This is a genomic window from Sphingobacterium tabacisoli (assembly GCF_017908035.1).
GTDB lineage: Bacteria > Bacteroidota > Bacteroidia > Sphingobacteriales > Sphingobacteriaceae > Sphingobacterium > Sphingobacterium tabacisoli.
Genome location: NZ_JAEQMU010000001.1, coordinates 1,181,146 through 1,204,794, shown reverse-complemented (window position 1 = coordinate 1,204,794; position 23,649 = coordinate 1,181,146). Strand labels below are relative to the sequence as shown.

The window sequence follows — 23,649 nt, the reverse complement described above, 5'->3', positions numbered from 1 at the left end:
TGTTTATAAATGAAACGTCTATTTATATTTTTTATTAGCAGTTTACTCTGGACGGGGTGTTCTATAGACGAGGAGCCTACGTCTTTTGTTAATACAGACAATTATTACTTGACAGAGGCACAGTGTATCTCTGGTCTAAACTCTACCTATATTCCTCTAAAATCGATTTATTCATATACTTATTTAATCGCTACGGAAGGTGTTACAGATCTAATGTATATCGCATCGGGTACGCTAGATGCGCAATTGGATATATCGCCTGCTTTACCTCGTTTTGGACAAAGTATGTGGAATCTAGGTTACCAGGGAGTGATGTACTGTAATTCGATTATAGCGGGGATTAAACGTTCGCCATTACCTGAAGAGACCAAAAACAGACTGTTAGCAGAGGGAATGGTCATGCGTGCTTATTATTATTGGTTCCTGACCTCAACATTTGGCGATGTACCTTTTTATACGGAGGATGTAGCAAATGCCGAGGTGTTGGATAGAATCTCCAAAATGGGAAGAATGCCGGCAGTAGCGACACGGGACTATTTGATTGGTGAGCTACAGGAATATGTTCCGCACCTCGCACAGGTGCGCACCAATGATCTACCGGGGAATCGCTCTGGAGCTGCTATGGGATGGATGCTGATTGGAAAGCTCGCTCAATGGAATAAGAAATGGGATGTGGCTCGAGATGCCATGGATAAGGTAGAAACTATTTATGGAGACTTCAATAAGTACCCGCTGGCGGATATTGCCCTGAAAAACAAGAATATTCTGGAATCCATTTTTGAGATCCAATTTACTTATTCTGAAACAGGATTGCAGGTAACGACAAACTCTGGAGCGATCTGTATGCCTACACGCAGTACGGGAGCTATTTATGATGGTGTAGAGATACCTGAACTCGGTTCTACTTCTACAACCTGGTCACCTCTTAGGCCCAATAATTTCTTTTTTCAAAGTGTGATGCGTCGTGGTGGTGAGGATTTGAGAACGAATCTTAATATGGCTTGGGAATACAAGGGAGTAGCATTTAAGAGTACAGCTACAAGACCTTGGCTAGGAACTAAATTCTGGACCTATAATATGTATAATGTTGCTGATGGCAATAATCAGCGCGTATTTCGATACGCTGATGCATTGTTGATGCAGGCAGAGAATTATATGGAACTTAGAAATCAGAACGACGCCATTAAATACCTAAATATGGTGCGCAATAGAGCCGGCTTAGCAAACTACGAATTTAAAAACTGGGATCTGTTGAGAGAAGAGATTCAAAAGGAGAGAGGACGGGAGTTGCTGGGCGAGTATCAGCGCAAATATGATTTGGTACGCTGGGGGATATGGTATCAGGCAACTTATGACTACACTGATTATGCAGCATTGAAAAACAATATGTTGCCATGCCACGAATACTATCCTATCCCTGACATTGAAGTCGTGAAATCAGGAAATAATTTGGATAACAAAGCTTATGAATTTTATGGAAAAGGTTAATATAGATATAGACATGAAGAGTTTTAGGTTACCCGCTTTTCTAGGGATACTTTTCTTCTCGGTCCTGTTACTAGTGATGGTCTCCTGTAAAGATAAGGAAGAGGCTGAGCCTGTCATTGAGGTGCCTGAACCTGAAGAGGTGAAATTGCCTGATACGCTAAAAGTAATCAGTTACAATATTCTGGAGGGAATGAAAAATGATAAAGCAAACAATTATAATAAGTTCGTGGAATGGATCAAATCCCAAGCTCCCGACGTGTTAGCTTTACAAGAGGTCAATGGTTTCAATCAGAAGGAACTGGAAAAATTAGCTAAGAGATACGGACATAATTATGTGATTACTAATCCTAAATCTACAGATAATTACCCAGTAGCTTTAACGTCGAAGTATCCGATCGAATCGAGACGTCGAATCACGATGAATGTGTCTCACGGGGCTATTTTTGCAAGACTTAAAAATACAGACTTAAATATCGTGGTGACTCATTTTTGGCCACAGGCTTATTGGAAGACTGTCGGTGATAATCTGGGAAATGACTATCGTTTGCAGGAAGCCAAGATTGTGCTGGACAGTACGATTCGGAAGTTCAAAGAAGAGAAGGATTGGCTGTTTATGGGAGATTTTAACTCTGTATCGCGTCGAGATTATACTCCATCTGTAACGACTAACAATTATTGGGCAATAGATGAAATCATGGGGGCGGGATATATTGATGCTATCCATTACTTACATGGCAATAAAGAAGATGGGAGTGCCAAGTATGATTTTCAGTACCCAGGGAGACGAATTGATTTTATATTCGGAACAGAACCGATATTGAAAAAAGTGACTAAAGCTATGCCTATCTATGATGAGTTTACTAAGGTGTATTCAGATCACCCGCCTATGATGTTTCATTTACTACTCTAGTATTTTAACGCTCGAATAATACAAAAATGAATAAGATAACAATATATAACATGTTTATCCATAGAAGTCTCGTACTTATTCTTTTGACCTTTTTGATGGGGTGTGAGAGAAAATTTGACTTGGGGCTTTCATTATCCGTCAATACCAACGAAATGCATCTCGAAGCTACAGAGGGGAAAACAAAGATTATGGTGTATGCAGATGGTGATTGGACTGTTGCGATCAAAGAAGACGCAGATTGGCTGGCATTGGACCGTATGTCAGGAACGGGCAATTCGGATATCCTGTTTTCCTATTCCCAGAATTTTGGTGTATCCCGTTCTGTGACATTGGTGATATCTAAAGGTCAGGAGAAACAGGAAGTAAAGATAATCCAAGCAGGATTAAATGCTGCTTTCCGTTTTTCAAAGTCAAAATATACGATTACCAGGAATCCCTTTCAGATTAATCTACCAATTGTAAATGACTTGAAGTCTAACGTCAAAAATATAAAGATAGACTATCTCTATGATGATGAGACGTCAGAAAAATGGATTACTGAAGCTTCATTTACAGATAATGGATTCCAATTTAGAGCTCTGGAAAATAACGCAGGAAGAAATCGTACAGTAAGGGTATACCTAACAGTTATAGACGGATTTGATAAGGAGTATACTGTATTCGCAGATGTAGACCAATCTTTACAGGATCCCGTATTGGTATCCCGCAAGCAGGTCTCTGTGTTGACAAGGAATGCGAAGATTGATACAGTTATTGTAAAGGGGAATGTCGGCGCATTGTTTTCGGACTTTGAGCATGTGATTACATATGAGCAAGGTGCAGATTGGATTGAAAAGGTCGAATTAGCAAATGATAGCTTATTGATGATTGCTGTTCGCCAGAATAATTCTGGTGAAAGGCGCACTGCCCAAGTAGAATTGAAATACACGAACAATGGCACGAACTATATCAATTTGCAACACCAAATCGAACAGTCAGCAGATGACTTTGAGTATCTGACTATGGACGATCTGAAAGCATTGATTCCAACGGAGACAGGGGAAGTCAAACTTAATACTCCACTCCAGGTTTTAGAGGCTTTTGTAATCTCTGACGCGACGAATGCAAATATGGAAGTAAATCCGAATCTGTCATTCAATGCTATTGACTACGATGAGTCGCTCAAAACTGCCTATGTGCAAAACGGAAAGGGAAGCTCAGGAATAAGATTGAAGTTTGCCACCAAGGGGGCCAATACATTGAAACGTTACAGCAAAGTAGCACTTTCTGTAGATGGTCTGGTACTGGTGAAAGAATCGAATCCAACACGGTATACAATAAAGGGACTTGTTGCCAGTACGATTGTTAAATCAGAAGCGGGTACTGCAACTAGCCTACCGACAAAATCTAAAACGATAGGTGAATTAAACGACAGTGATATGTATACTTATGTCACGTTAAAGAATACCAGCATTTCGGTGCCTTATGGTAGTTATGTAAATGTAAATATGGGGTATGCCGCTGTCTTTAATTGGAATCAGGCCGGGACAACTACGCCTTATGTCGATGCGGTACCTACAGCGATTTATGATGATCAAGGTAGCAGCTTGAAAGCGGTAGTGAATGTTGCCACTTCGTGGAGCCGCAGTACTCTGCCTACCGGATCAGGGACCTTTTCTGGTATTATCGTGCATCACAAGTTGATTAAGTATGGTTATGGAGAAGGTGAAATCGGTCGTTATTCGATCCGACCAGTAACGCAATCTGACATTAAGCTCAACGGAGCAGAAAAGGCTAATACTATTGTCGAATGGAAATGGATGAATCCAAGCAACCTCTCTGCCAACGGAACTATACAGAAAAGTGGAGATAAGATCCTACCTGCAGTTGGTAGTGGTGAGATGGGATGTACAGTCGCGGCGGCCGCTTCTTCGGTGGGAGCACACCCGATTTTCCATACTGATCCGACTTCTAAAGCTGTGCCAAGCTCTGCCGCCCAATTTAATACGAAGTGGTGGAACGCTACCACAAATAAGGGTGAAGGATTTGTATTCAAATTCTCGACAACTGGCATTAGTGCTCGACAGTTGTTGTTGAATTTCAGCCAAGGTGGAGGATCGGGAACAGTTGCAACATTGAATGTGCCGACTTATTGGGAGATTGCTTACTCTTTCGATGGCGTCAATTATAATGTGCTTCCGAATTCTACTTATGGCATCCGTCCGCTGGCGGGCTGGGGGCTAAACCACATATATACGGCGAATGGTCTGAATACGTTTACCTTCAAATTGCCGAATGAGTTATTGGGCAAAGCAAATGTTTATGTTAAGCTACAGGCTCAGAGGGATATCTGTGGAGCGGATTCGCCAAACGGTGCCGAGAGTGGGAAAATTACAGCGTCATCACCGATAGTAACTGTCCGCTTGGGAGCAGTCGCGGTTAAATACATACCTTAAAATTAAGATAGAAAGATGGTCAGATTACAATATATTGCTGCTTTTTGCTCACTGTTGTTAGCTTTAGCATGCAAGAAAGATGATGCAGAATACCTGAAGTTTTCAGAACTTGGGGCTGCAAAAAAAGAGTATACAATTCCGGCTACCGCTGGTCAGCTGGAGATTAAAGTGTTGTCCAATGGTAATTTTGAAGTCGTATTACCGCAGGAACAGTCTTGGCTAAAGCTAAGTAATGCTAAAATGAAGGGAGATACCAGCTTCCTATTGGATCATGAAGCCAACGTTGGGTTTCCTCGTAAGTCTGTAGTTGCACTATATGCTTCCGAAAGCGAGCGCTATGATACCGTTTTGGTTAAACAGAGCGGTACGATGCAGCCTATATTGAATTTCCCAACCTTGAATACAACTGTATTGGGAGATGGAGGTGCTGTAGTCGGCAAACTAAAGACCAATATACCACTGGAAGATTTGACTATAAAGGTTATTTATCCTACTCCGGATGTGGAAGCCTGGGTCAATGAGGATTTTGCCTACGATCCGAATACTGAAAACTTTAGTTTTACGGTCAAACCGAACACTTCGCAGACAGAATTGCGCAATGTACAGGTTCGCCTTTCTTACAAAGATGGCTGGGATACCGAACACGTGTCTACGCTATATCTGTTGCAGGCAAATGCACAGAATGAGTTCGGAACTCAAGCAGATTTTCCAGAGATACGGGTGTGGGCTGGAGAGAAGATAACTTCTGATTTGTATATCGAAGGGCACGTGGTCAGTGATGCGGGTAATCCGAATGTGGGGGATGCTCCTCAGACGACTCCAACAGCCATTAACTATACGGAAAATGACCGTACAGTATATGTTCAGAGTTTGGATGGACGCTACGGCTTTCGTATTATAACCAGTACTCCTGCTGATAATATCTTCAAGAGATATGGTAAGGTGCAGATTCTGTTAAAAGGTGTAGGGGTAGAACGGGAGGTTAATCCGAATCGTTACACGCTAACAGGTGTAACATCGATGATGGTAATGAAACAGGAGGAAGGCACTGTCAGTCAGCTTGCTATTAAGCAGAAATATATGGGAGACCTGACAGATGACGATCTTTATACCTTTGTTACCTTGAAAGATGTGGAGTTCCCGATCCGAAAAGGTTCCTTTACACCGATCAATGAGGGGTACTCTACTTTATTCGCGGCACATCGAATCGGTAAATACCCTTTACTGATGCGTGATAAAAATGGAGATGACTTCTTTACTTTAACGAATACACGTACCAGTTATCGTAGAGATGGCAGTATGTTACCTGCTGGATCAGGGACAATTTCTGGTATCATTGTGCATGAAAAGTTCACACGTTTTGAGTATCAAGATGCGAATTTGGAACAAGATTATGGAAATATCGGAAGATATCAGATACGTCATTTGGCTAAAGAGGATATTAAAGTAAACGCAGCATTGAATAGTGGTTTTTCTGAACTGCTGACCGAGTATCAATATCCTAATATTACCAATGGTATCGCTTTACCTACATTGGGTAACAATGGTAGCATAACTTTTTCTACAAATACAGTGAGTCTGAGTAGAAGTATAGATTACAGCTATCTAGGCCCGGTTGGGAAAGAGAATCTAGGGAATACAAATCAATATGGAAATGGTGTGTTGACAGGCTCAGGTAGTAAACAGAATACGGAAGCCAACACTAACTCTGATGGCAAAGGAGCTGTGACCAATGCGGCAATTACGGCTAACAATACATGGTGGAATTATGAAAAGAATAGAGGAGAAGGGTTTGTTATAGACTTCTCTACGCTGGGGATTAATACGAGTCAGCTTTCACTGCAGTTTACCGTAAATAATCTGGTGGGAGGAACTGGAAAAGGTGCCCCACGCTATTGGAAAGTAGAATGGTCTGAACATGGCAATATGGATGGAACTTGGACTAAAATAAAAAGTTATACTGTTCCGGATGCTCCTTTATTTGCAAATACCAATATACATCAGCTAGCTGCGTACAAAAATATTAATGTCAAGCTTCCATTGGCAATGTTAGGGAAATCAAAGGTATATCTTCGATTGGTTGTCGAAAAGAATCTAGCTTCTGATGGCAACAGTTATGCAAGTGAACCGTTGTCTGTGGCAACAACAACAGGGATAGGTTATTTAGCTATTCGTTATAATAAATAAAGATATGATAAGAAAAATTACAGGATTGTTCGGACTTTGCGCATTAACCTGTGCTACCGCTTTCGGACAATTACAGAATAACTTACCCCTACGTATTAAAGTAGGGGTATATAACTTGGGACACTTTAATCAAGGTCGATTAGGTGGATTTCAGGGAGATGGGAAGATGATGCAAGCAGAGCTGTTCCGTTGGAAAAGCTGGATTGGCGAACAGGCATTGGATGTGTTTGCTGTAAATGAATGGAATCGTTATTTCGATAAAGATAGTACGGTAGTAGCTGAGGATGCTTTGCTGAAGCCATTCTATAAAAATGTCTATTTCGGTAAGGAGAATAAATGGATATACAACGGTATCGCAACGAACTACACCTTGGAAAACATACGCCAAGAGAAGTGGGATGGCGATTATTATGCCGTATTAGGTGATCTGAAAGTGGGGAATAAGACTATTACGATTATATCTTCACACATTCCTTGGCAAAAGGAATGGCATAACAGCTCAATTGATGCGCTATTGACCGAGTTAAAGAAGTATGAATACTTTATCTGTATGGGGGATATGAATGCTGCTGATAAAGTGCAGATGAAGTTTACAGAAGCTGGCTTTAATATGGCGAATGGGGGGGCACAAGGCTGGTTCGGTACTGCAGTAGGCACAAATGCTGCTGAAGGTCGGGTTGGGGCTGTACCCAACAGGAGTATCGATAATATCGTAACGAGTAGCAACATTAAAATAATGAATGTATCTGCTCCATTCACGCACTTGAATGATCTGGACCATCTTCCAATTTTAGCGGATTTGATCGTTACTTGGTAACATTACGGGCTGTTTTGAAAAAGACAGCCCGTTTTTATCTTACCGAAAATGTGTATATTCAGTGTCAATAACATTAGCCCCATAGAAAAAAGATGATAGCGCCTATAGTTACAAATCCGGAAGATATCCCTGTTTTATTCGTTGAAGCCTGGAACTTACGTCGAGCTGATTATATTGCTGATTTATTTGAGGAAAATGCCGATTTTGTCAATGTGGTCGGTATCTGGTGGGACAATCGGGAGGCTATTCGCAAAGCCCATGACTACGGATTGACCGTGATCTTTAAGAATTCTCTATTGAAATTGGGGAAAGTAAAAGTAAAGTATCTTTCTGAAGATATCGCAGTGATACATGCTCGGATGCAACTTTCGGGACAGAGCGATTTGGATGGTAAGGCAGGTACTCGTAATAATATGTTTCTTTTTGTCACTCGAAAACAGTCAAAAGGTTGGTTCTGTGTCTCAGCGCAAAATACAGATATCGTAATTGGAGCCGAAACACATATCAAACGCGAAGATGGCACGCTACAGGCAGTCGATTATAGAGACCGTAACCAATAGCAAGCCTTACAATCGAAAATTAACCTATATATTGTCGTCCTGCATAGCTGGCATGTTGATCTCTTTGACGCAGCTAGAGTTGGAGGTACTGATTATGAAGCGAAGGGCGGAAATTACGTCTACTAAAGGGATAAGGGTTTCGCTTTTTTGATCTTCCGGTTCTGTTGCTAAGTATCCGAGATTTAAAACAGAAACTCCAATTTTGTGCAGACGAAGGTTTTCGCGTAAAGCATGGATGATACCCCTTAATGCAAATTTGGATGCCGAGAATACAACTTCTTTCCCTTTATGATTATCTAATCCCCATGTCGATCCTATAAAAATTACTTTTGCATTACTCGCTTGTTTGAGGTTTGCGATAATCGATTGTACCGTCAGCAGGCAGGAGGTGATATTCGTATTAACAATAGTAATAATTTCGCTTTCGGATACGTTTTGGAAATCATAGTCAGGCGAGAAGGCGAGGTCTTCCCAGATCCCTACATTATAGATAAAGTAGTCTACTCTTTGATCTTGGATTTCGTCCATTAGTATGCGATTCGCTGAATTAGGAGCTGCTAAATCAGCGGCTATCCAGCGCATATTTTCTTGCTCTTCTAGGTAGCTCGGTTTACTTCTCGAAATACCGAATACCGTATCTTCTTTGTTCGGTAGCTGTTGAGCGATTGCTTTTCCCAGTCCCTTACTGACCCCAAAAATTAAGTATGTTTTTTTATCCATGTAGTTTTAAATGATTTTTGCGGAGATATGTTCTAATGTCTTAACGATACGCTCTACCTTGACACGGTCGGTCTTGGCAGCGTATATCCAGTCTACAATGTTTTTCTTTTCGCCATCACTGTAGGAGCAGAAGGTTTCATAAACCTGATTTTCTTCGGATAGGCATAAGATTAATTCCTCTGGAATTTCAGTCGGTGTATTATCTTCAAATAGTAGGACATGTACCAGATCTCCGGCTTGCTTTTTAATATGCTTTCGAAGCTCGGCTTTTAAAGGTAAAAAGAATATCCCTTGACCCATTGACTGCAGATTATAGGCTTTGATGGGGTAATGGTCGACAGAGCCACTGACCCTGACCCAGCCAAAGGGAGCGTTTTTGCTCGGTGCTATTTCCGGAAGTCTGACATAGGTCCACCCGCCTTTGCCTTCAAATTTCTCGATGGTGTACTGTTTGTCCGTTAATAAGGTGCCAGTCATTGTATGGAGGTCTGATTATTAGGTAGCAGTATGGATTGACTATAACGCAGTAGATCTACTTTTTGATCAAGATTATTTTGTTACTCCCATTTTCTACACCTATATCAAGGTGATTACGGTTCTTCAGACTATTTTCCAATAGCGAAAAGTGCTTTGTGAAATCTTTGCTGTCTTTTGTCAACCAGAACGAAGAGGCCATAATGCCAATCTGTACACGATAGGTCGAGTCTCCCTGAGGTTCGAGCTGTTCAATAACTTGGTCTTTATACCAGCTGACGTTTTGGCTTTCCTGTTTGCTCGCACAGGAGAAAAGAAATAAAATGGGGACGAGGTAAAATGTCTTTTTGAACATAAATTGCTAAACTAAACTCAAATTTACTGTTTTAATCTATAGCTACAAGGAGGCTGAAGCAGATAGCAACCAAAATTATGATCAAGATTTTAGGCTTATTACAGTGCACTACTTCGGTAATAGGAATGTTGAGCAACTCTTATAGTAGACGATTATTAAAAATCAGTCTAAATTAATATTATAAAATATGAAACACATACTTTTAGGTGCCGCGTTGACGCTAGCTTCAGCTCTTGTATACGGTCAAGAGAATAGTGCTAATTTTAAAATTGAGCAGATGCAAAAACTGCCTAATGAACTTTATCAATTGGTATATAATCCAACCAATAATCTCGTATATGTTGCTGGACCTAAAAGGGGGTTTGATAAGAATGCGGAGAATTTTGTCTATGTACTGGATGGACAGAGCTTAGCGGTAAAGGATTCTATTGCGTTGGGAAAATACCTTCCTTTTGGAATTGCCCTGAATAATAAAACACAGACTCTTTATGTGGGGCATTCTCTACAGGATGCGGTCAGTGCAATTGATTTGAAGAGCAAAAAACAGCAAGTGATATCGAGTGGAAACAAAAAATCGAAGATTCGCGAGATTGCAGTAGATGAGATCCGTAATAAAGTCTATGTCTCTGATCATGGGAATCCTTCTATTTGGGAAATTGATGGTAATAGCAACACCTATGTAGGTGCATTTGAAAAAGAAGGAGCGTACCTGCTAGGTGTGAATGTAGATGCCCAGCGTGGCAAGGTATATGGTACAGATGCTAATACAATGGAGGGGAATATTCTCGTCTATAACAGTGAGTCTGGAAACTTGGAAGGTCAGTTTAAAACATGGTCTTACTGTCCTCTAAATATTGCGTTGGATAAGGCTGGTAATCGCTTATTTGTAAGTCAGTCTAATGATAACAACGTAACGATAGTGGATGGTAATACAGGTGATATCCTACAGAAGGTTTATTTAGGTTATGATTCATCACCTATAGGACTGGTCTATGATGAGAAAAGCAAACTGTTGTATACCGCTAATCGGAATAAGCAGGAGGTAGCGGTTATCAATACAGATAGCTATCAGGTGATAGAACGTATCGCAACTCAAGGGTTGCCGAATACAATTACATTAGACCCTGCATCGGGTGCGATATACGTCACAAATAAGCAAGCTGGAAAGAAAGGCGAGCCTGTAGAAAACGCAAATACCGTTTTGAAAATTAATAGGATTTAGTATTATTTTATTTGTTAGTACAAGAGCGCCGCATCATTGATGAGCGCTCTTTGTTTTTTAATGTCTTATAATATGTGGCACAAACCGGCTTTGATCCGTCGTGATCGGCATATCGGATTCACGGAAGGAGATTCCACAGGACTCTTGTCCTATAATCCAGCTGCCGATGATGGAAAATCCGGTTTCTTCACGATGTAATGTGGCGAGCTCTTGGTAGATATAGTCTTCATCTCCATATTCACCGGCGGTTGCGTAAATCATCTGCTTGTCGTAGTACATCTCTATGTTGGCACCCTCTCGGGATAGAATAGGCTTTTTAACGAAATGTTTGAGATGCCCAGGTTCCTCAAAATACGATGCCAATAGATAAGGATGATTGGGGTATAACTCCCAAAGGATGGGGAGTATCGCCTTGTTGGAGAGCAACATTTTCCATGAAGGTTCAATCCATTGTGTCTTGTTTAGATCGTTGATGATGTGGACTCCAAATTCCTCACGTATCATCCACTCCCAAGGATAGAGTTTGAATATAGATTGGATGGGCTCGCCTTCAAGGTCCACAAAGTTACGGCCTGACCAGCCAATATCATCAATATAAATCAATTTGGTCTGTAGGCCTGCCTGGATTGCCGTGTCGCGTAAGTATTCAATATTTGTAAGGTCTTCCAGTGTTTCCTTTGCACAGGAAAAGTGAAGGATATCCCCATTCAGATAAGGCTTGAGTTCGCCCCAACAGTTGATCAACTGTTCGTGTATACTATTAAACTGATCGGTCAATTCAGGGAAATAATGTTTCTTCCAGTACCACTGTACAATACCTGTTTCAAATAGCGAGGTCGGTGTATCTGCGTTGAATTCCAACATTTTGAGGGCACCATTAGTCTTGTCATAAGCAAAGTCAAAACGGCCATAGATGGACGGTTCATCATTTTCCCAGGTCCGCTCGATATGGTGTATCATATGAGGGGGGATATGAAAATGATGGTATCGTTTGTTTTTTATAATGTACTCAACGGCATCAAGACACATTGTCCACAACTCATTGCTGGCCTTGTATATCAAGTCTGCTTCTTTTACGTTGATTTCGTAATAGTAATCATCCACCCAGTAAGGTACGTTATCTAAGGTGTGATAACCGTAACCTATAGATTCTAGTCGAGACTCCCAGTTGGGGTCAATCCGTAATTTCTTTAATTGCATTATGATCCTGATGAGGCTCTTGGGGCACTAGTTGCACTTTTTCCAAATCCGCCACGTTGGGCTTTGACTGCTGCCGCTTTAGCAGCATTGGTTCCTGATACAGATTGTGGATGCAGGCTATTATTGGCATATCCCAATACACCGCCCATATGTCTAAAAGCCATAAACCAAAGGAGTGAGGAACCCATACCTCCTATTCCATGGTGCCCCTGGCGGTAGTTGTCCGTCACTTCAGTATAGGCTGCAGTAGAGTCTGCTCGCATGTATACCCGCTGTCGGTCATCTTCTTTCTGCTGCGGTTGTGCGCAGGATGCCAGTACAGAAGTAATCAATACCAGTTGAATATTTTTTGCTGATGGTTTTCTCATTATTGTACGGTTACATAAATAGGTACTTTACTCAACGTCTTTGTCGAATCGACTCCATCCCATGTGTTTGGGGCGACTGGCGTTTTTAATGTATCACTTTTTGAGGCAACCTGCTCACCATTATACCAAATATGTTGTGTCGTGATATGTAGTACGGTGTCACCAAGGGTAACTGTCTTTAATGTGACCTCTCGAGCTGATTTTTTATCAAGCTGTTCCAGTGTCTGCTCTTTTTGAGCGCCACCGCAAGAGGCTAACAAAGAAATAGAAAGTATTCCAAATAGATATTTTATTGCGTTCATACAATACAAATATGCCATTATTCCTTGTATTAAAAAAATGTAGGAATTAAGAAAGCATGTGTCTCATATGCTATTTAACTCTTGCCATAGAAATATCAATTTTTGTCAGATTCAGTTGACGGGATGGTTTGCGTAGTCTTTGGGAGATTGTTGCTTTGGTTTTATTTCGTGCCGACTTCATTTTTAAGAAATCAAAATTAAGGACGGAGATAAAGATCTGATGTGCGTTTTGAAAAAAAATGAAAATAGTATAAAATATTTTAAAGAGTTAATTGTCTACGTTTATAGAGCGCTCTCCATAATGATTGTGTAATTTAAAGCATTATGAAATATTCATGTAGTAGAAACTGCACAAACAGCAATGAATGTAATTAGTTCGTGAGCTCGTTACACTCGGTTTGGATATTCCATTCCGATAAATCGGAACAAGTTAATGACAGATAAAAGACAAAATATATACATATGAAATTAAGAAAACTAAAATGTGCCTTATTGGCTATAGCCTGTATCGCTGGTCTGAGCGGTATCATTATGGTGTTATGGAATTTACTTATTCCAGATATTTTTGGGCTAACTACACTTACTTTTTGGCAGGCATTAGGTCTATTTGTTTTGGTTCGCCTTCTCTTTGGTCGTTTTGGAGGAGGTCGGGGCAAAGGCTTTAATCCGATGAAGAACGGGCCAATGTCAGAGAAATGGGCTCGTATGACGGCTGAGCAACGAAAGGAATTTATTTGTAAGCGACGTAAATTTGGTTTTGGCTCTTTCGAAAAGGACCGTTTTGATACTGTACAGGATGAAGGACTCAACAGAGAAGATTGATAGTGCGCGGGAATCCATCAATGTGGAGCAGCTTGTACGCGAGCAGCAACCCATGCTACAGTCCTTTATCCGCAAGCGTGTCTCTAATATAGAGGATGCTGAGGATATCCTTCAGGATGTTTTTTATCAATTGGTGAAGACTATTGATAAAAATCTTACTCCCATAGAGCAGGTCAGCGCCTGGCTCTATCGTGTGGCGCGTAATACGATTATAAATCGGGGTAAGAAGAAGAGGGAGGTAGAAATGCCTTCACTTTCGTCCGATGATGAAGGTTTGGTTCTTGAAGAGCTATCTGAAATTTTATTCGGTGCCCCTAGTCCCACTCCAGAGATGGTCTATTTACGTTCGCTAGTTTGGAAAGAGTTAGAGGCAGGGCTTTCTAGTTTGCCTAAGGAACAACGGGAGGCTTTCGAACTGACGGAAATAGATGGATTGCCTGTAAAGGAAGTGGCATTGAGTTTAAACATTCCACTTAATACGTTGTTGTCCAGAAAGCACTATGCTGTTAAATATTTGCGCAAGCAACTCTATACTTTGTATAAAGATATCATGTTTTACTAACTACAAAATACCCACTTATTATGATTTATGTATTTGCTACCTCCGTTCAGACGGACCAGGATATTGAACAGCTAAAACCCTATCTAGAAGAGAAACTTCCTGATGCGAGATGGAATTTTGATCTCGAAGATTGTGACAATATATTTCGCGTAGACACGCCGACATTGAGGGCCGAATCGATAGTTCGGTTTTTGTCCGATGCGGGCTATCATTGCGAAGAACTACCTTACTGAGGATACTACTGATCTTCGTTCGAGATAGTTGATTTTGAAGCGTTATGAAAATCATAATCTGTATTTAAGTTGATTTTCTTTAAAGTTAAATAGTGTTGATTTTGAGTTGCTAATAAGTTTTATGTGTAGTTTTTGTGTAATTATTTTTTGTTTAAACTAAATATTTACTTTAGGTGCTTTTGTTTTGCTGTTTTTCTATAAACAGGGCAATTGGATCAGTTCATTCATGCCTTCAAATAGTTGGGGGATGCATTAAGAGTGTTAAGGTTGTAGGTCTGTCTCTACAAGAAATAAAATCTAATTCTGGATAAAGTGAATTTGTTGGCATTATGAAAATAAGTCATTATTTTTCGCTTTTAATTAGGTTGACATGTTTAGATTTTTGGTGACTTTATTCATAGGGATACTATGTAGTTTGCAATCCTTTGCCCAAGAAGAGTTTCGCTATTACAGCTATGGCTCAAATGAGAAGATGGGGCTTTTAAATAAGGATGGTGTCCCTTTGACGGAGCGTATTTATAGTTATATAGGTGGTTATTCAGAAGGAACGATTCTCGTAAAATTGGAGGAGGAATATCTGTTTATCGACACGCTAGGTAAAGAAGTCCTCCCATTCCGGTATGACTATGCTGAAAAATTCAAAGACGGTAGTGCTATCGTCTGTATAGGCGATAGATTTGGTGTTATTGATAGGCAAGGGAATTATCTTTTGCCGTTAGAATATACCAGTCTTGATCGCGTCTCGGACAAGGCTAATGTTTTTGTTGCAGCAAAGAATGATAAAGAAGGACTAATTGACTTCAAGGGAAGACGGGTTTTGCCATTTGACTATGATAATATTTTCAGTTTTGAACAAGGGAATGCTGTCGCCAAAAAGAACGGGCTCCGTGGACTTATTAATTCTGATGGCCATATCTTGTTGGATTTTAGATACCTAGAACTAGGCAATTGTCTCAATGGGGTTTCTTTGACTTATTCCATGGAGAATAATGCAAAATATGGATTAATGGACCTGAAGCAGAAAGTGTTGGTGGAGCCTCTCTATAGATATCTTTATGCAGCAGAAGATGGGTTTGTGTATGGAATAGAACGTGATGGCGGAGAAGAGTTGGTTTGGGACAAGAAGGGAAAACCTATTATTACAGGTGGCTATGATAACGTTGAGCGGATTTCCGAAGGACTATTTTTGGTAGAGAAAGGAGGGAAGAATGGTTTTGTTGATCGACGGGGCAAATTGGTTATTCCTTTGATTTATGATGCTGCTCGAAGTTTTTCTGAAGGATTGGCACCAGTATTGAAAGATGGATATTGGGGATTTATTGATAAGAAAGGAAATACAGTGATTGATTTTAAATTCGTAGGAGTGATGGAAGGGTTCTATAATGGATACGCAGGTTATGGAAAACGAAGCTACTCCTCTGGTGCACACTATACTAGCGACCTGTGGGGAATTATTAATAAGAAAGGGGAGCTCATATTGGAGAACAAGTACTATAGGGCTAGCATAGAGCCCGACGGTAAGTTTGTCGTAGAATTTGATGGCAAAACATTTCTTATGGATCAATCTGGTAAAATCATCTGTGAATTGCTACATGAGGAGAGACCAGTGATGGTCATGGACCTATCCTAGCGTGATATCGAGGTTAGTGGATAGTCGCGTCCGATTGAATATTTTTTGATATCCTTAGCGTGCAATGGTCTAGATGGCACCTTTGTTATGTATGAAGCTTCGTGTAGCTAGGTTCAAGTTCTATTTATTAAAGAACCGAAAAGCATAGTTGTGCTTCTGTTTTGGAACCGATTGAATTACAATATACTTATCTTTTTTTCAAAAAGAGGTAACCATGCTGAGGTTTTGAATAGTTATTAATCTTTTGTAAAATTGCGAATCAAAAGTACGAACTGCCATATCAAATAGCACCGAAATCAAGACATGGGAACTGTTGTATCTTTATTCAAATTGAAGGCTGAAGAAGTTGTAGAGCGGGAGGGTTTCGAGGTCTTGTATGACGAATATTGGGAGAAACTTTTCAAACAAGTCGTCCGGATTCTACCGGACGAAGATGATGCTGTAGATGTCGTACAACAGACTTTTGTTGACCTATGGGCTATCCGCGAGCGTATTCCGCAAATTAAGTCACTTAAATCTTTTCTCTTCATTATGGCGCGTAATCTGGCATTTAAGCGCTTGAAAGAACGCCTTAAAAGCGAGCAATACCGTGGATATTATGCATCCCAATATGATACATCTCTTTTTGTTACCGAGCAGCAGGTCGATTTTAAAGAACTGAATACAATCTTGGAAAGCCATATAGAGCAGTTGCCTGAAAAGATGAAAGAGGTATTCCTGTTGAGCAGAAAATCCAACCTTTCTTACCTGGAGATTGCGCAACGTCTGAATATCTCTGATAAAACGGTGAAGAAGCAGATAAACAATGCTCTCAAGATACTTAAAGTCAAAATCGATAAAGATTACATCCCTTATCTGATGCTGATATTGCTTTTTGACATATTACAAAAAGTCGTTAAATAAAATAATTTCAAATTCACCTACTACTTTGGCTCTCGGCCTTACTCTTTATAATATAGACTCAGATAAAACCCTATATTATGAACAAAGAGGATATTAAGGAATTACTGGATAGGTATAGCAAAGGGCTATGCTCGCAGGAAGAATGTAGGCGTATCGAACGCTATATCCTCAAAAATCCTATTGTTAGCGATTGGCAGTGGGAGGATGAGCAACATAAGAACCGAACGGCAAAGGTCATCAAGGCAGGATTACCTATGCTGCAAGGACATCGGTCAGCACGTGTACGTTGGATACGCTGGGGTGCCTCTGCTGCAGTTGCAATGCTATTGGTTGTAGGTATTTGGTTTTTTAACACGGAGAAATCAACACCTGAGGATCCAAGCTATGTGATCGCTGAAGCAAAAGATTACAGTAGCGATAAAGTGACGATTACCTTGCCGAATGGCGAAATACAAACTCTTGAAGGAACACTTTCGGCAGCAGATCTTAAAGCCTTGATACAGCAGGGCGAAGGAGATAGAGCGACTGAGGTATGGTTGACGATACAGGTGCCTAGTAGACAGCATCAAGAGGTGATATTGGCTGATGGATCGTCTATCTGGTTAAATGCGGGCTCTGTACTACGATTTCCGCAAACCTTTACAGGAAAACATCGTCACGTTTATCTAGAGGGTGAAGGCTATTTTGATATTGTGCATAATACAGCCAAGCCTTTCCGCGTCTTTGCAGGCAAGGGGGAAATAGAAGTGACCGGTACAAAATTCAATGTGCAGGCTTATAGCGAACAAAAACTTATCCGTACTTCTCTGGTCCAAGGGGGAGTGAATTTTTATATGGATGAGAAAGCGCATAAGCTGACACCCGGGATAGAACTTATAGCGGATACAGAAAAAGACGAAATCAAACGCCAAAAATTTGATATTAATCAGTTGACCTCCTGGAAAGACGGTTATTTTACCTTTGACAATTTAGAGTTGTTAGATGTCATGAAAATGGTATCTAGATGGTACAATATAACAGTGACTTCGGATGTAAACTTTGGTAGCAAACGCATTGGGGGTACTTTCCCGACAGGATTGCCATTGGACGAGCTGTTGGAGGATCTGTCGATCCTAAGTGGAGTAAAATTTGAGATCCAAGGAAAGGAGGTGCGTATCGTTCGATAAGCTACTAAAAAATACCTTTAGAACCGTGAGATAGAAGTGTGACCAATGCTTCCCTAGCCTAGAAAACCGTAGGAGTCGGTTCCATATATGTTAAAAAACAAATCATTAACTAACCATCAAAACCTAACAACGAATGTATAAAAGATATATTTCAAATTCCCGTTGTAATAATTATAGATTGACAAGGCCTATTATGATGTTAAAATTGACCGTTGCCGCGTTACTGCTATGTAGTAGCCAGGTAAATGCTTTTGTTTATTCGCAGAACATAAATTTGACGCTGAAAGACAGGAGCTTAAAAGATGCTTTCTCGAGCATCAGTAAACAATCAGGTTATCATTTCCTGTACTTAGAAAATGATATAAAAAACGTTCGCAAGATTTCTTTAGATCTGAACGATATTTCTTTACATGACGCGTTAAAGAAGACTTTTGAAAATACGGACCTGAGCTATGCAATCCGTGGTAAACGCATTATCGTAGAAAAAGCAAGTGATAAGGTTGTATCTACGACCAAGTCTGTAGAGCAACAACAGACAGCCATCCGTGGCCGAGTGACAGGAGAGGGAGGCGAGCATTTGGCCGGTGTGACTGTACAGAATATACAGGGTGAGACGACCTCCACCAATAATGCCGGTGAATTTACAATACAGGCCAAAAATGGAGATGTATTGTTGATTAGTTTTGTAGGCTATGAACCGCAACGTATATCCGTCACTACGCAAAAAGATTATGCTGTCAAACTGCAACCAAAAGTAGACGATCTGGATGAAGTAGTCGTCGTTGCTTATGGTACCGCAAAGAAGAGTGCCTTTACGGGATCGGCTACGCAGTTGAATGGAGATAAATTTAAAGATAGACCATTGACTTCTGTCACAAACTCTCTTTTGGGGGAAGTATCAGGAGTACAGGTTTCTACGGCTAGCGGGCAGCCTGGGTCTGATCCGACTATCCACATCCGGGGGATAGGTACCATTTCTTCCAGTGTGAATTCTACACCACTGATTGTATTGAATGGTATGCCTTATGATAATCCGCTTAATACAATCAATCCTTCGGATATCGAAAGCCTGACTGTATTGAAGGATGCATCTTCTGCCGCTTTATACGGGGCAAGAGGAGCAAACGGGGTGATCCTTATCCAGACAAAAGGAGGGAAAAAAGACAAGCAAAGCGTTGGTTTTAAGTTGAATCAAGGATTTACTGCACCGCAGAGCAGTGACTACAAGAAATTAGGTGTAGCGGACTATCTCCTGGTCAATTGGGAAAGTACGCGTAATATGCTATTAAAGAATGGTATGACGCTTGAGGACGCGAATAAGTCTGCTGCCGAAAACTTAATCAGCAATAACCTGAAGTACAATCCATTTAATGTACCCGATGATCAGGTTGTCGATGCTTCCGGAAAATTGAACCCTAATGCAAGCTTTATGTGGGGCGATGATACGGATTGGCTCAAAGCGATTCAGCGTCTAGGTACACGTACAGATGCTGGACTCAATATAAGCGGTGGTACTGGCAAGTCTGATTACTACCTTTCCACAGGTTACCTATCAGAGAAGGGATACATCATCGGATCTAAATTCGATCGCTATACGATCAATGGAAATATTAATTCTAAAATCACCTCCTTTTTAAAGGTTGGCGGGATGATCAATGGGGTACTCAACAAAATGGATGGTTTACAGAATGAGAGCTCTGGAAACAATAGTAATCCCTTTCGTTATGTACGCTATATAGGGCCGATATATCCGATTCATATCCATAATCCAATAACCAAGGATTATGTATTGGATAGCAGAGGTAATCGCGTGTATGATTTCGGTACAGGTTATCAGATTTCAGATGATCTATCTGCTCCGAGTCGGGACTATGTCGGTGGTTCTAATCCTGTATTGGAATTGCAGAATGTCCACGATGGTTACAAACGCAATCTGTTGAATGCCAAGTTATACGCAGAAATCGATATCATGGACGGACTTAAGTTCACGACAAATGGTGCTGTGAGCGCTGATGCGCGCCTTAACTCTTCAGCTTCTATCGTGTACCCGGAAAAGCAAAACAATGGAAATATCAGCAAATCCAACTCGTTTACTACAACATGGACATTCAATCAGCTTCTTTCTTATACCAAGCAGTTTGATCAGCATCACCTTGATGTCTTGATCGGACACGAAAGCTACGATTACGAATACAATTATCTTTCGGGCAAGATGTCAGACCAGCGTTTTGACAATGGTAACTACGAATTTCCTAATTACTCTGTACCAGGTGATCAAAATTCAAGAACTGATAAGTACCGTACAGAGGGTTATTTGTCCCGTGTTAACTATGATTACGCTAATAAGTATTTCCTTTCAGGATCTGTTCGTCGCGATGGTACGTCCAGGTTCTATAAAGATTACCGCTGGGGTACTTTCTTTTCCGTTGGAGCAGGGTGGCGTTTAGATCAGGAGGCTTTTATAAAAGACTTAGGTCTTTTTGATCTATTGAAGTTACGTGCTTCTTATGGAGGTGTAGGTAACGACGATATCGGCACCTATTACGCATGGCAGGCATCATACGAGCCTGCTGATAATGGATTGGAACCAGGTTATGTACGTGGCCGCGAGCTGAATAGCCGTTCATTACAATGGGAGGTTTCGCATTCCAGCGATGTCGGTTTGGAGTTCGGTATGTTTCAAAACCGCTTGACCGGTACTATTGAGTATTTCAATAGACAGTCGAGCAATCTCCTGTTCAAGGTACCACAGGCACCAGATGCAGGACTAACCTATGCTTATCAAAATGCAGGTAGTTTATACAATCGTGGCATAGAATTGTCCCTTAACGGTCAGCTTATCAAGCGTAATGGCTTTGTATGGGATGTAGGGTTTAATGCTACTTACTTGAAAAACAAAATTACCGAGCTTCCTATTGATCCTTACAATTCGGGAGTGCACCGTATCGAAAAAGGACATTCCCGGTACGAATTTTACTTGCGTCAGTGGGCAGGTGTAGATCCTGCAACGGGCAATAGTATATATACACCTACTGCGGAAGTGCTTAATGCTTTTCTCGAAGAGGCTGATCCGGCCAAACGATCGACTTCTATTGTAGATGTCAATGGTAAATACTATACGACCAAAGTGGCAGAAGCCATGTATGATTGGTCGGGTGTATCGATGCCTACTGTTTCTGGTGGTTTCAATACTGGATTTGCTTGGAAGGGAGTTGCATTGAATTTACTGTTCAACTACCAGCTGGGTGGAAAAATGTATGACACAGGGTACAACAACCTAATGACAGGGCCATCGGGGTCAGCATTAACGGGCTCAACAAGACACGTTGATGTTTTGGACCGTTGGCAGAAACCGGGCGACATTACCAATGTACCGAGGCTAGATGATGCTCAGGACGTAGATCTGAATGCGGGTTCTTCTACACGTTGGTTGATCAGTTCGGATATGTTGGAATTGGCAAATGTTACCGCTTCGTATGAGTTTCCTAAAGACTTACTGAAGCCTTATAATGTAGGTGGACTACGTGTCTATTTCTCTGCAGATAATGCGTTTTTGCTTACCAAACGTCAGGGGATGTACCCACGTAAAGCCATTTTTTCAGGATATAATAGTAATGTCGACGTATATCTACCATCGAGGGTATTTACGCTTGGACTGAATTTAACTTTTTAAATTGTAAAGTAAATGAACAGCAAATTCTTACCAATAATAGCTTTAATAGCGATAGTGTTTTGGGGATGTCAAAAGGATTTTCTTGAAACCAAATCAACCGAAACCGTGGATGAAGAAGCCATCTTCACCAACACGAAGACAGCGATGATGGCTGTCAATGGATTGCACAAGTTGATGTGGACACCGGATTTGTCGACTTCAGCCTTTTATGGAGGGTACGATATGTTGATGATATGGTATGACGTGATGGGCGAGGATCTGGTATATACCTATTCCAATGCGCAATTCCAGACCCAGGCGCAATGGGCTACCCACCGTAAACCTACGGTAGGTAGTGTTGAACACTTTTATCGCTTGATGCAGTATTTTGTTTCCAATGCTAATATGATTATAGATCGTATTGACAATATCGACGGTCCTCAGAGCGAGAAGAATAACATCAAGGGACAGGCTATGTTCTATAGGGCCTTTGCTCATTTTACAATGGTACAGATGTACGGAGAGCGCTATGTATCTGGTCGCGAGAATACGCAGATGGGAATTGTGCTTCGCAATGATAACTCTAGCGAACCTCGAAAAAGAGCAAGTGTAGAAGAGGTATATGCACAGGTCAATAGCGATATAGATGAGTCTATCAATCTCCTTAGTGCGACTGATGTGAAAAGATCCAGTAAAGCACATATTAACGTACATGTAGCACGTGGTCTAAAAGCTCGTGTACTGCTAGCACAGGGGCACTGGCTGGAAGCTGCAGAAATGGCGGATCAGGTCGTCAAGAAATCAGGAGCTCAACTTCAGGCTGACACGTACAAGACTTTGGATAATAGATTTGCCGATCAGTCGAATAGCGAGTGGTTATGGGGATCCAAACCATTATTGTCGCAGGGCAAAAGCTTGACCCATTTTCACGGATATATGTCCAATGAGAATATCAGTTATAATCAGAATACTCCAAGGGCTATTTATAACCTGTTATATAATCGGATCAGTGCTACAGATGTACGTAAATCCATCTGGTTTCCAAAGGCTATTGACAAATCTGTCACACCGCGTCCATTGGTTCCGCCTTCTACAAACTCAAAGTATGCGAATTATATGGCTAATAAATTCCTCGTTTCGGATCCACAAACAATTGGCGAAAGGGATATCCCGTTCATGCGTCTGCCTGAGATGATGTTGATTGCAGCTGAAGGGTACGCTCGAGCTGGTGGACATGATGCACAGGCCGCTGAGTCGTTATTTACCTTAGCGCGTCATCGCGATCCGCAATACCAGAAGACGACCAATACAGGCGAGAACCTAATTGATGAAGTGATGTTCCAGCGTCGGGTTGAACTATGGGGAGAAGGTTTCCGCTTTTTGGATCTAAAACGCTTGAATATGGCGTTGGATAGAGGTCCTAAACCACGTGCAGGTTACAATCAGGGCAATTGGTCAAACAGTATGACTACTATGCCTACCAATGTAGACCCACTGGCATCTAACTTTAATATGTATGGTAATGGTACGGTAATCGGTGAGCCAAACCGTTACAGACTGGCAGATAGCAAAGAATGGCAATGGGTATTACCTGAAAAAGAAGTGGAACTGAATCCACTATGTATACAAAATCCGTTATAGGC

At 41.1% G+C, this 23,649-nt stretch carries 21 protein-coding genes; 15 read left to right on the top strand and 6 right to left on the bottom strand.

The features are described 5' to 3' along the window. Positions 1–9: 9 nt before the first annotated feature. The 6 genes from JKG64_RS05020 (at position 10) to JKG64_RS04995 (ending at position 8,397) form a co-directional block, all read left to right on the top strand. Entirely contained in the window at positions 10–1,488 is a 1,479-nt protein-coding gene (locus JKG64_RS05020; RefSeq protein ID WP_210353238.1) for a RagB/SusD family nutrient uptake outer membrane protein, read from the top strand. Next, on the top strand, positions 1,475–2,398 hold the full coding sequence (locus JKG64_RS05015) for an endonuclease/exonuclease/phosphatase family protein (RefSeq protein WP_210353237.1): 924 nt from the start codon (positions 1,475–1,477) through the stop codon (positions 2,396–2,398). The genes JKG64_RS05020 and JKG64_RS05015 overlap by 14 nt, the downstream gene beginning before the upstream one ends. 26 nt (positions 2,399–2,424) lie before the next feature. After that, positions 2,425–4,833 carry a BACON domain-containing protein gene (locus JKG64_RS05010; RefSeq protein WP_210353236.1) on the top strand — a complete coding sequence of 803 codons (2,409 nt, stop codon included), beginning with the start codon at positions 2,425–2,427 and terminating at the stop codon, positions 4,831–4,833. A 15-nt stretch (positions 4,834–4,848) separates the two neighbouring features. Continuing rightward, positions 4,849–7,020, top strand: a complete 2,172-nt coding sequence (locus JKG64_RS05005; RefSeq protein ID WP_210353235.1) for a BACON domain-containing protein — start codon at positions 4,849–4,851, stop codon at positions 7,018–7,020. Positions 7,021–7,024: 4 nt separating this feature from the next. After that, positions 7,025–7,837 carry a hypothetical protein gene (locus JKG64_RS05000; protein ID WP_210353234.1) on the top strand — a complete coding sequence of 271 codons (813 nt, stop codon included), beginning with the start codon at positions 7,025–7,027 and terminating at the stop codon, positions 7,835–7,837. A 92-nt stretch (positions 7,838–7,929) separates the two neighbouring features. Next, positions 7,930–8,397, top strand: coding sequence for an SgcJ/EcaC family oxidoreductase (locus tag JKG64_RS04995; RefSeq protein WP_210353233.1), 468 nt, complete (start codon positions 7,930–7,932; stop codon positions 8,395–8,397). Between the two features lie 24 nt (positions 8,398–8,421). On the opposite strand, the gene JKG64_RS04990 is transcribed toward JKG64_RS04995, so the two are convergent. From JKG64_RS04990 to JKG64_RS04980, 3 genes are read right to left on the bottom strand one after another with little or no spacing between them, the layout of a single operon-like run. Further along, complete coding sequence (locus JKG64_RS04990) at positions 8,422–9,117, bottom strand: SDR family NAD(P)-dependent oxidoreductase (protein ID WP_210353232.1); 696 nt, start codon at positions 9,115–9,117, stop codon at positions 8,422–8,424. A gap of 6 nt (positions 9,118–9,123) precedes the next feature. Next, positions 9,124–9,594, bottom strand: a complete 471-nt coding sequence (locus JKG64_RS04985) for a YdeI/OmpD-associated family protein (RefSeq protein ID WP_210353231.1) — start codon at positions 9,592–9,594, stop codon at positions 9,124–9,126. Positions 9,595–9,649: 55 nt separating this feature from the next. Continuing rightward, positions 9,650–9,946: a hypothetical protein gene (locus tag JKG64_RS04980; RefSeq protein WP_210353230.1), complete on the bottom strand. Its 297-nt coding sequence runs from the start codon at positions 9,944–9,946 to the stop codon at positions 9,650–9,652. Between the two features lie 187 nt (positions 9,947–10,133). On the opposite strand from JKG64_RS04980, the gene JKG64_RS04975 reads away from it, so the two are divergent. Further along, positions 10,134–11,168, top strand: coding sequence for a YncE family protein (locus tag JKG64_RS04975; protein ID WP_210353229.1), 1,035 nt, complete (start codon positions 10,134–10,136; stop codon positions 11,166–11,168). Between the two features lie 57 nt (positions 11,169–11,225). On the opposite strand, the gene JKG64_RS04970 is transcribed toward JKG64_RS04975, so the two are convergent. Genes JKG64_RS04970 through JKG64_RS04960 form a run of 3 tightly spaced genes read right to left on the bottom strand, consistent with a single transcriptional unit; the run spans position 11,226 to position 13,038 of the window. Next, entirely contained in the window at positions 11,226–12,368 is a 1,143-nt protein-coding gene (locus JKG64_RS04970; protein ID WP_210353228.1) for a glutathionylspermidine synthase family protein, read from the bottom strand. After that, positions 12,368–12,736, bottom strand: coding sequence for a hypothetical protein (locus tag JKG64_RS04965; RefSeq protein ID WP_210353227.1), 369 nt, complete (start codon positions 12,734–12,736; stop codon positions 12,368–12,370). Before JKG64_RS04965 ends, JKG64_RS04970 begins: the two co-directional genes overlap by 1 nt. Next, positions 12,736–13,038: a hypothetical protein gene (locus JKG64_RS04960; RefSeq protein ID WP_210353226.1), complete on the bottom strand. Its 303-nt coding sequence runs from the start codon at positions 13,036–13,038 to the stop codon at positions 12,736–12,738. Before JKG64_RS04960 ends, JKG64_RS04965 begins: the two co-directional genes overlap by 1 nt. A gap of 462 nt (positions 13,039–13,500) precedes the next feature. Here JKG64_RS04960 and JKG64_RS04955 point away from each other — a divergent pair, with 462 nt between their 5' ends. From JKG64_RS04955 to JKG64_RS04920, 8 genes are all read left to right on the top strand, one after another. Continuing rightward, positions 13,501–13,860, top strand: a complete 360-nt coding sequence (locus JKG64_RS04955; protein WP_210353225.1) for a hypothetical protein — start codon at positions 13,501–13,503, stop codon at positions 13,858–13,860. Next, the gene (locus tag JKG64_RS04950) at positions 13,835–14,422 is read left to right on the top strand and encodes an RNA polymerase sigma factor (protein ID WP_210353224.1); all 588 of its coding nucleotides are present in this window, start codon (positions 13,835–13,837) and stop codon (positions 14,420–14,422) included. Before JKG64_RS04955 ends, JKG64_RS04950 begins: the two co-directional genes overlap by 26 nt. 20 nt (positions 14,423–14,442) lie before the next feature. Then, a complete protein-coding gene (locus JKG64_RS04945) occupies positions 14,443–14,655 on the top strand; it encodes a hypothetical protein (protein ID WP_210353223.1) in 213 nt (70 codons plus the stop codon). 370 nt (positions 14,656–15,025) lie between these two features. Further along, positions 15,026–16,285: a WG repeat-containing protein gene (locus JKG64_RS04940; RefSeq protein ID WP_210353222.1), complete on the top strand. Its 1,260-nt coding sequence runs from the start codon at positions 15,026–15,028 to the stop codon at positions 16,283–16,285. 303 nt (positions 16,286–16,588) lie between these two features. Then, positions 16,589–17,188, top strand: a complete 600-nt coding sequence (locus JKG64_RS04935) for an RNA polymerase sigma-70 factor (protein ID WP_210353221.1) — start codon at positions 16,589–16,591, stop codon at positions 17,186–17,188. Positions 17,189–17,265: 77 nt separating this feature from the next. Further along, complete coding sequence (locus JKG64_RS04930; RefSeq protein ID WP_210353220.1) at positions 17,266–18,354, top strand: FecR family protein; 1,089 nt, start codon at positions 17,266–17,268, stop codon at positions 18,352–18,354. 193 nt (positions 18,355–18,547) lie between these two features. Next, positions 18,548–22,027, top strand: coding sequence for a SusC/RagA family TonB-linked outer membrane protein (locus tag JKG64_RS04925; RefSeq protein ID WP_210353219.1), 3,480 nt, complete (start codon positions 18,548–18,550; stop codon positions 22,025–22,027). Positions 22,028–22,039: 12 nt separating this feature from the next. Further along, complete coding sequence (locus tag JKG64_RS04920) at positions 22,040–23,647, top strand: RagB/SusD family nutrient uptake outer membrane protein (protein WP_210353218.1); 1,608 nt, start codon at positions 22,040–22,042, stop codon at positions 23,645–23,647. Positions 23,648–23,649 lie beyond the last annotated feature (2 nt).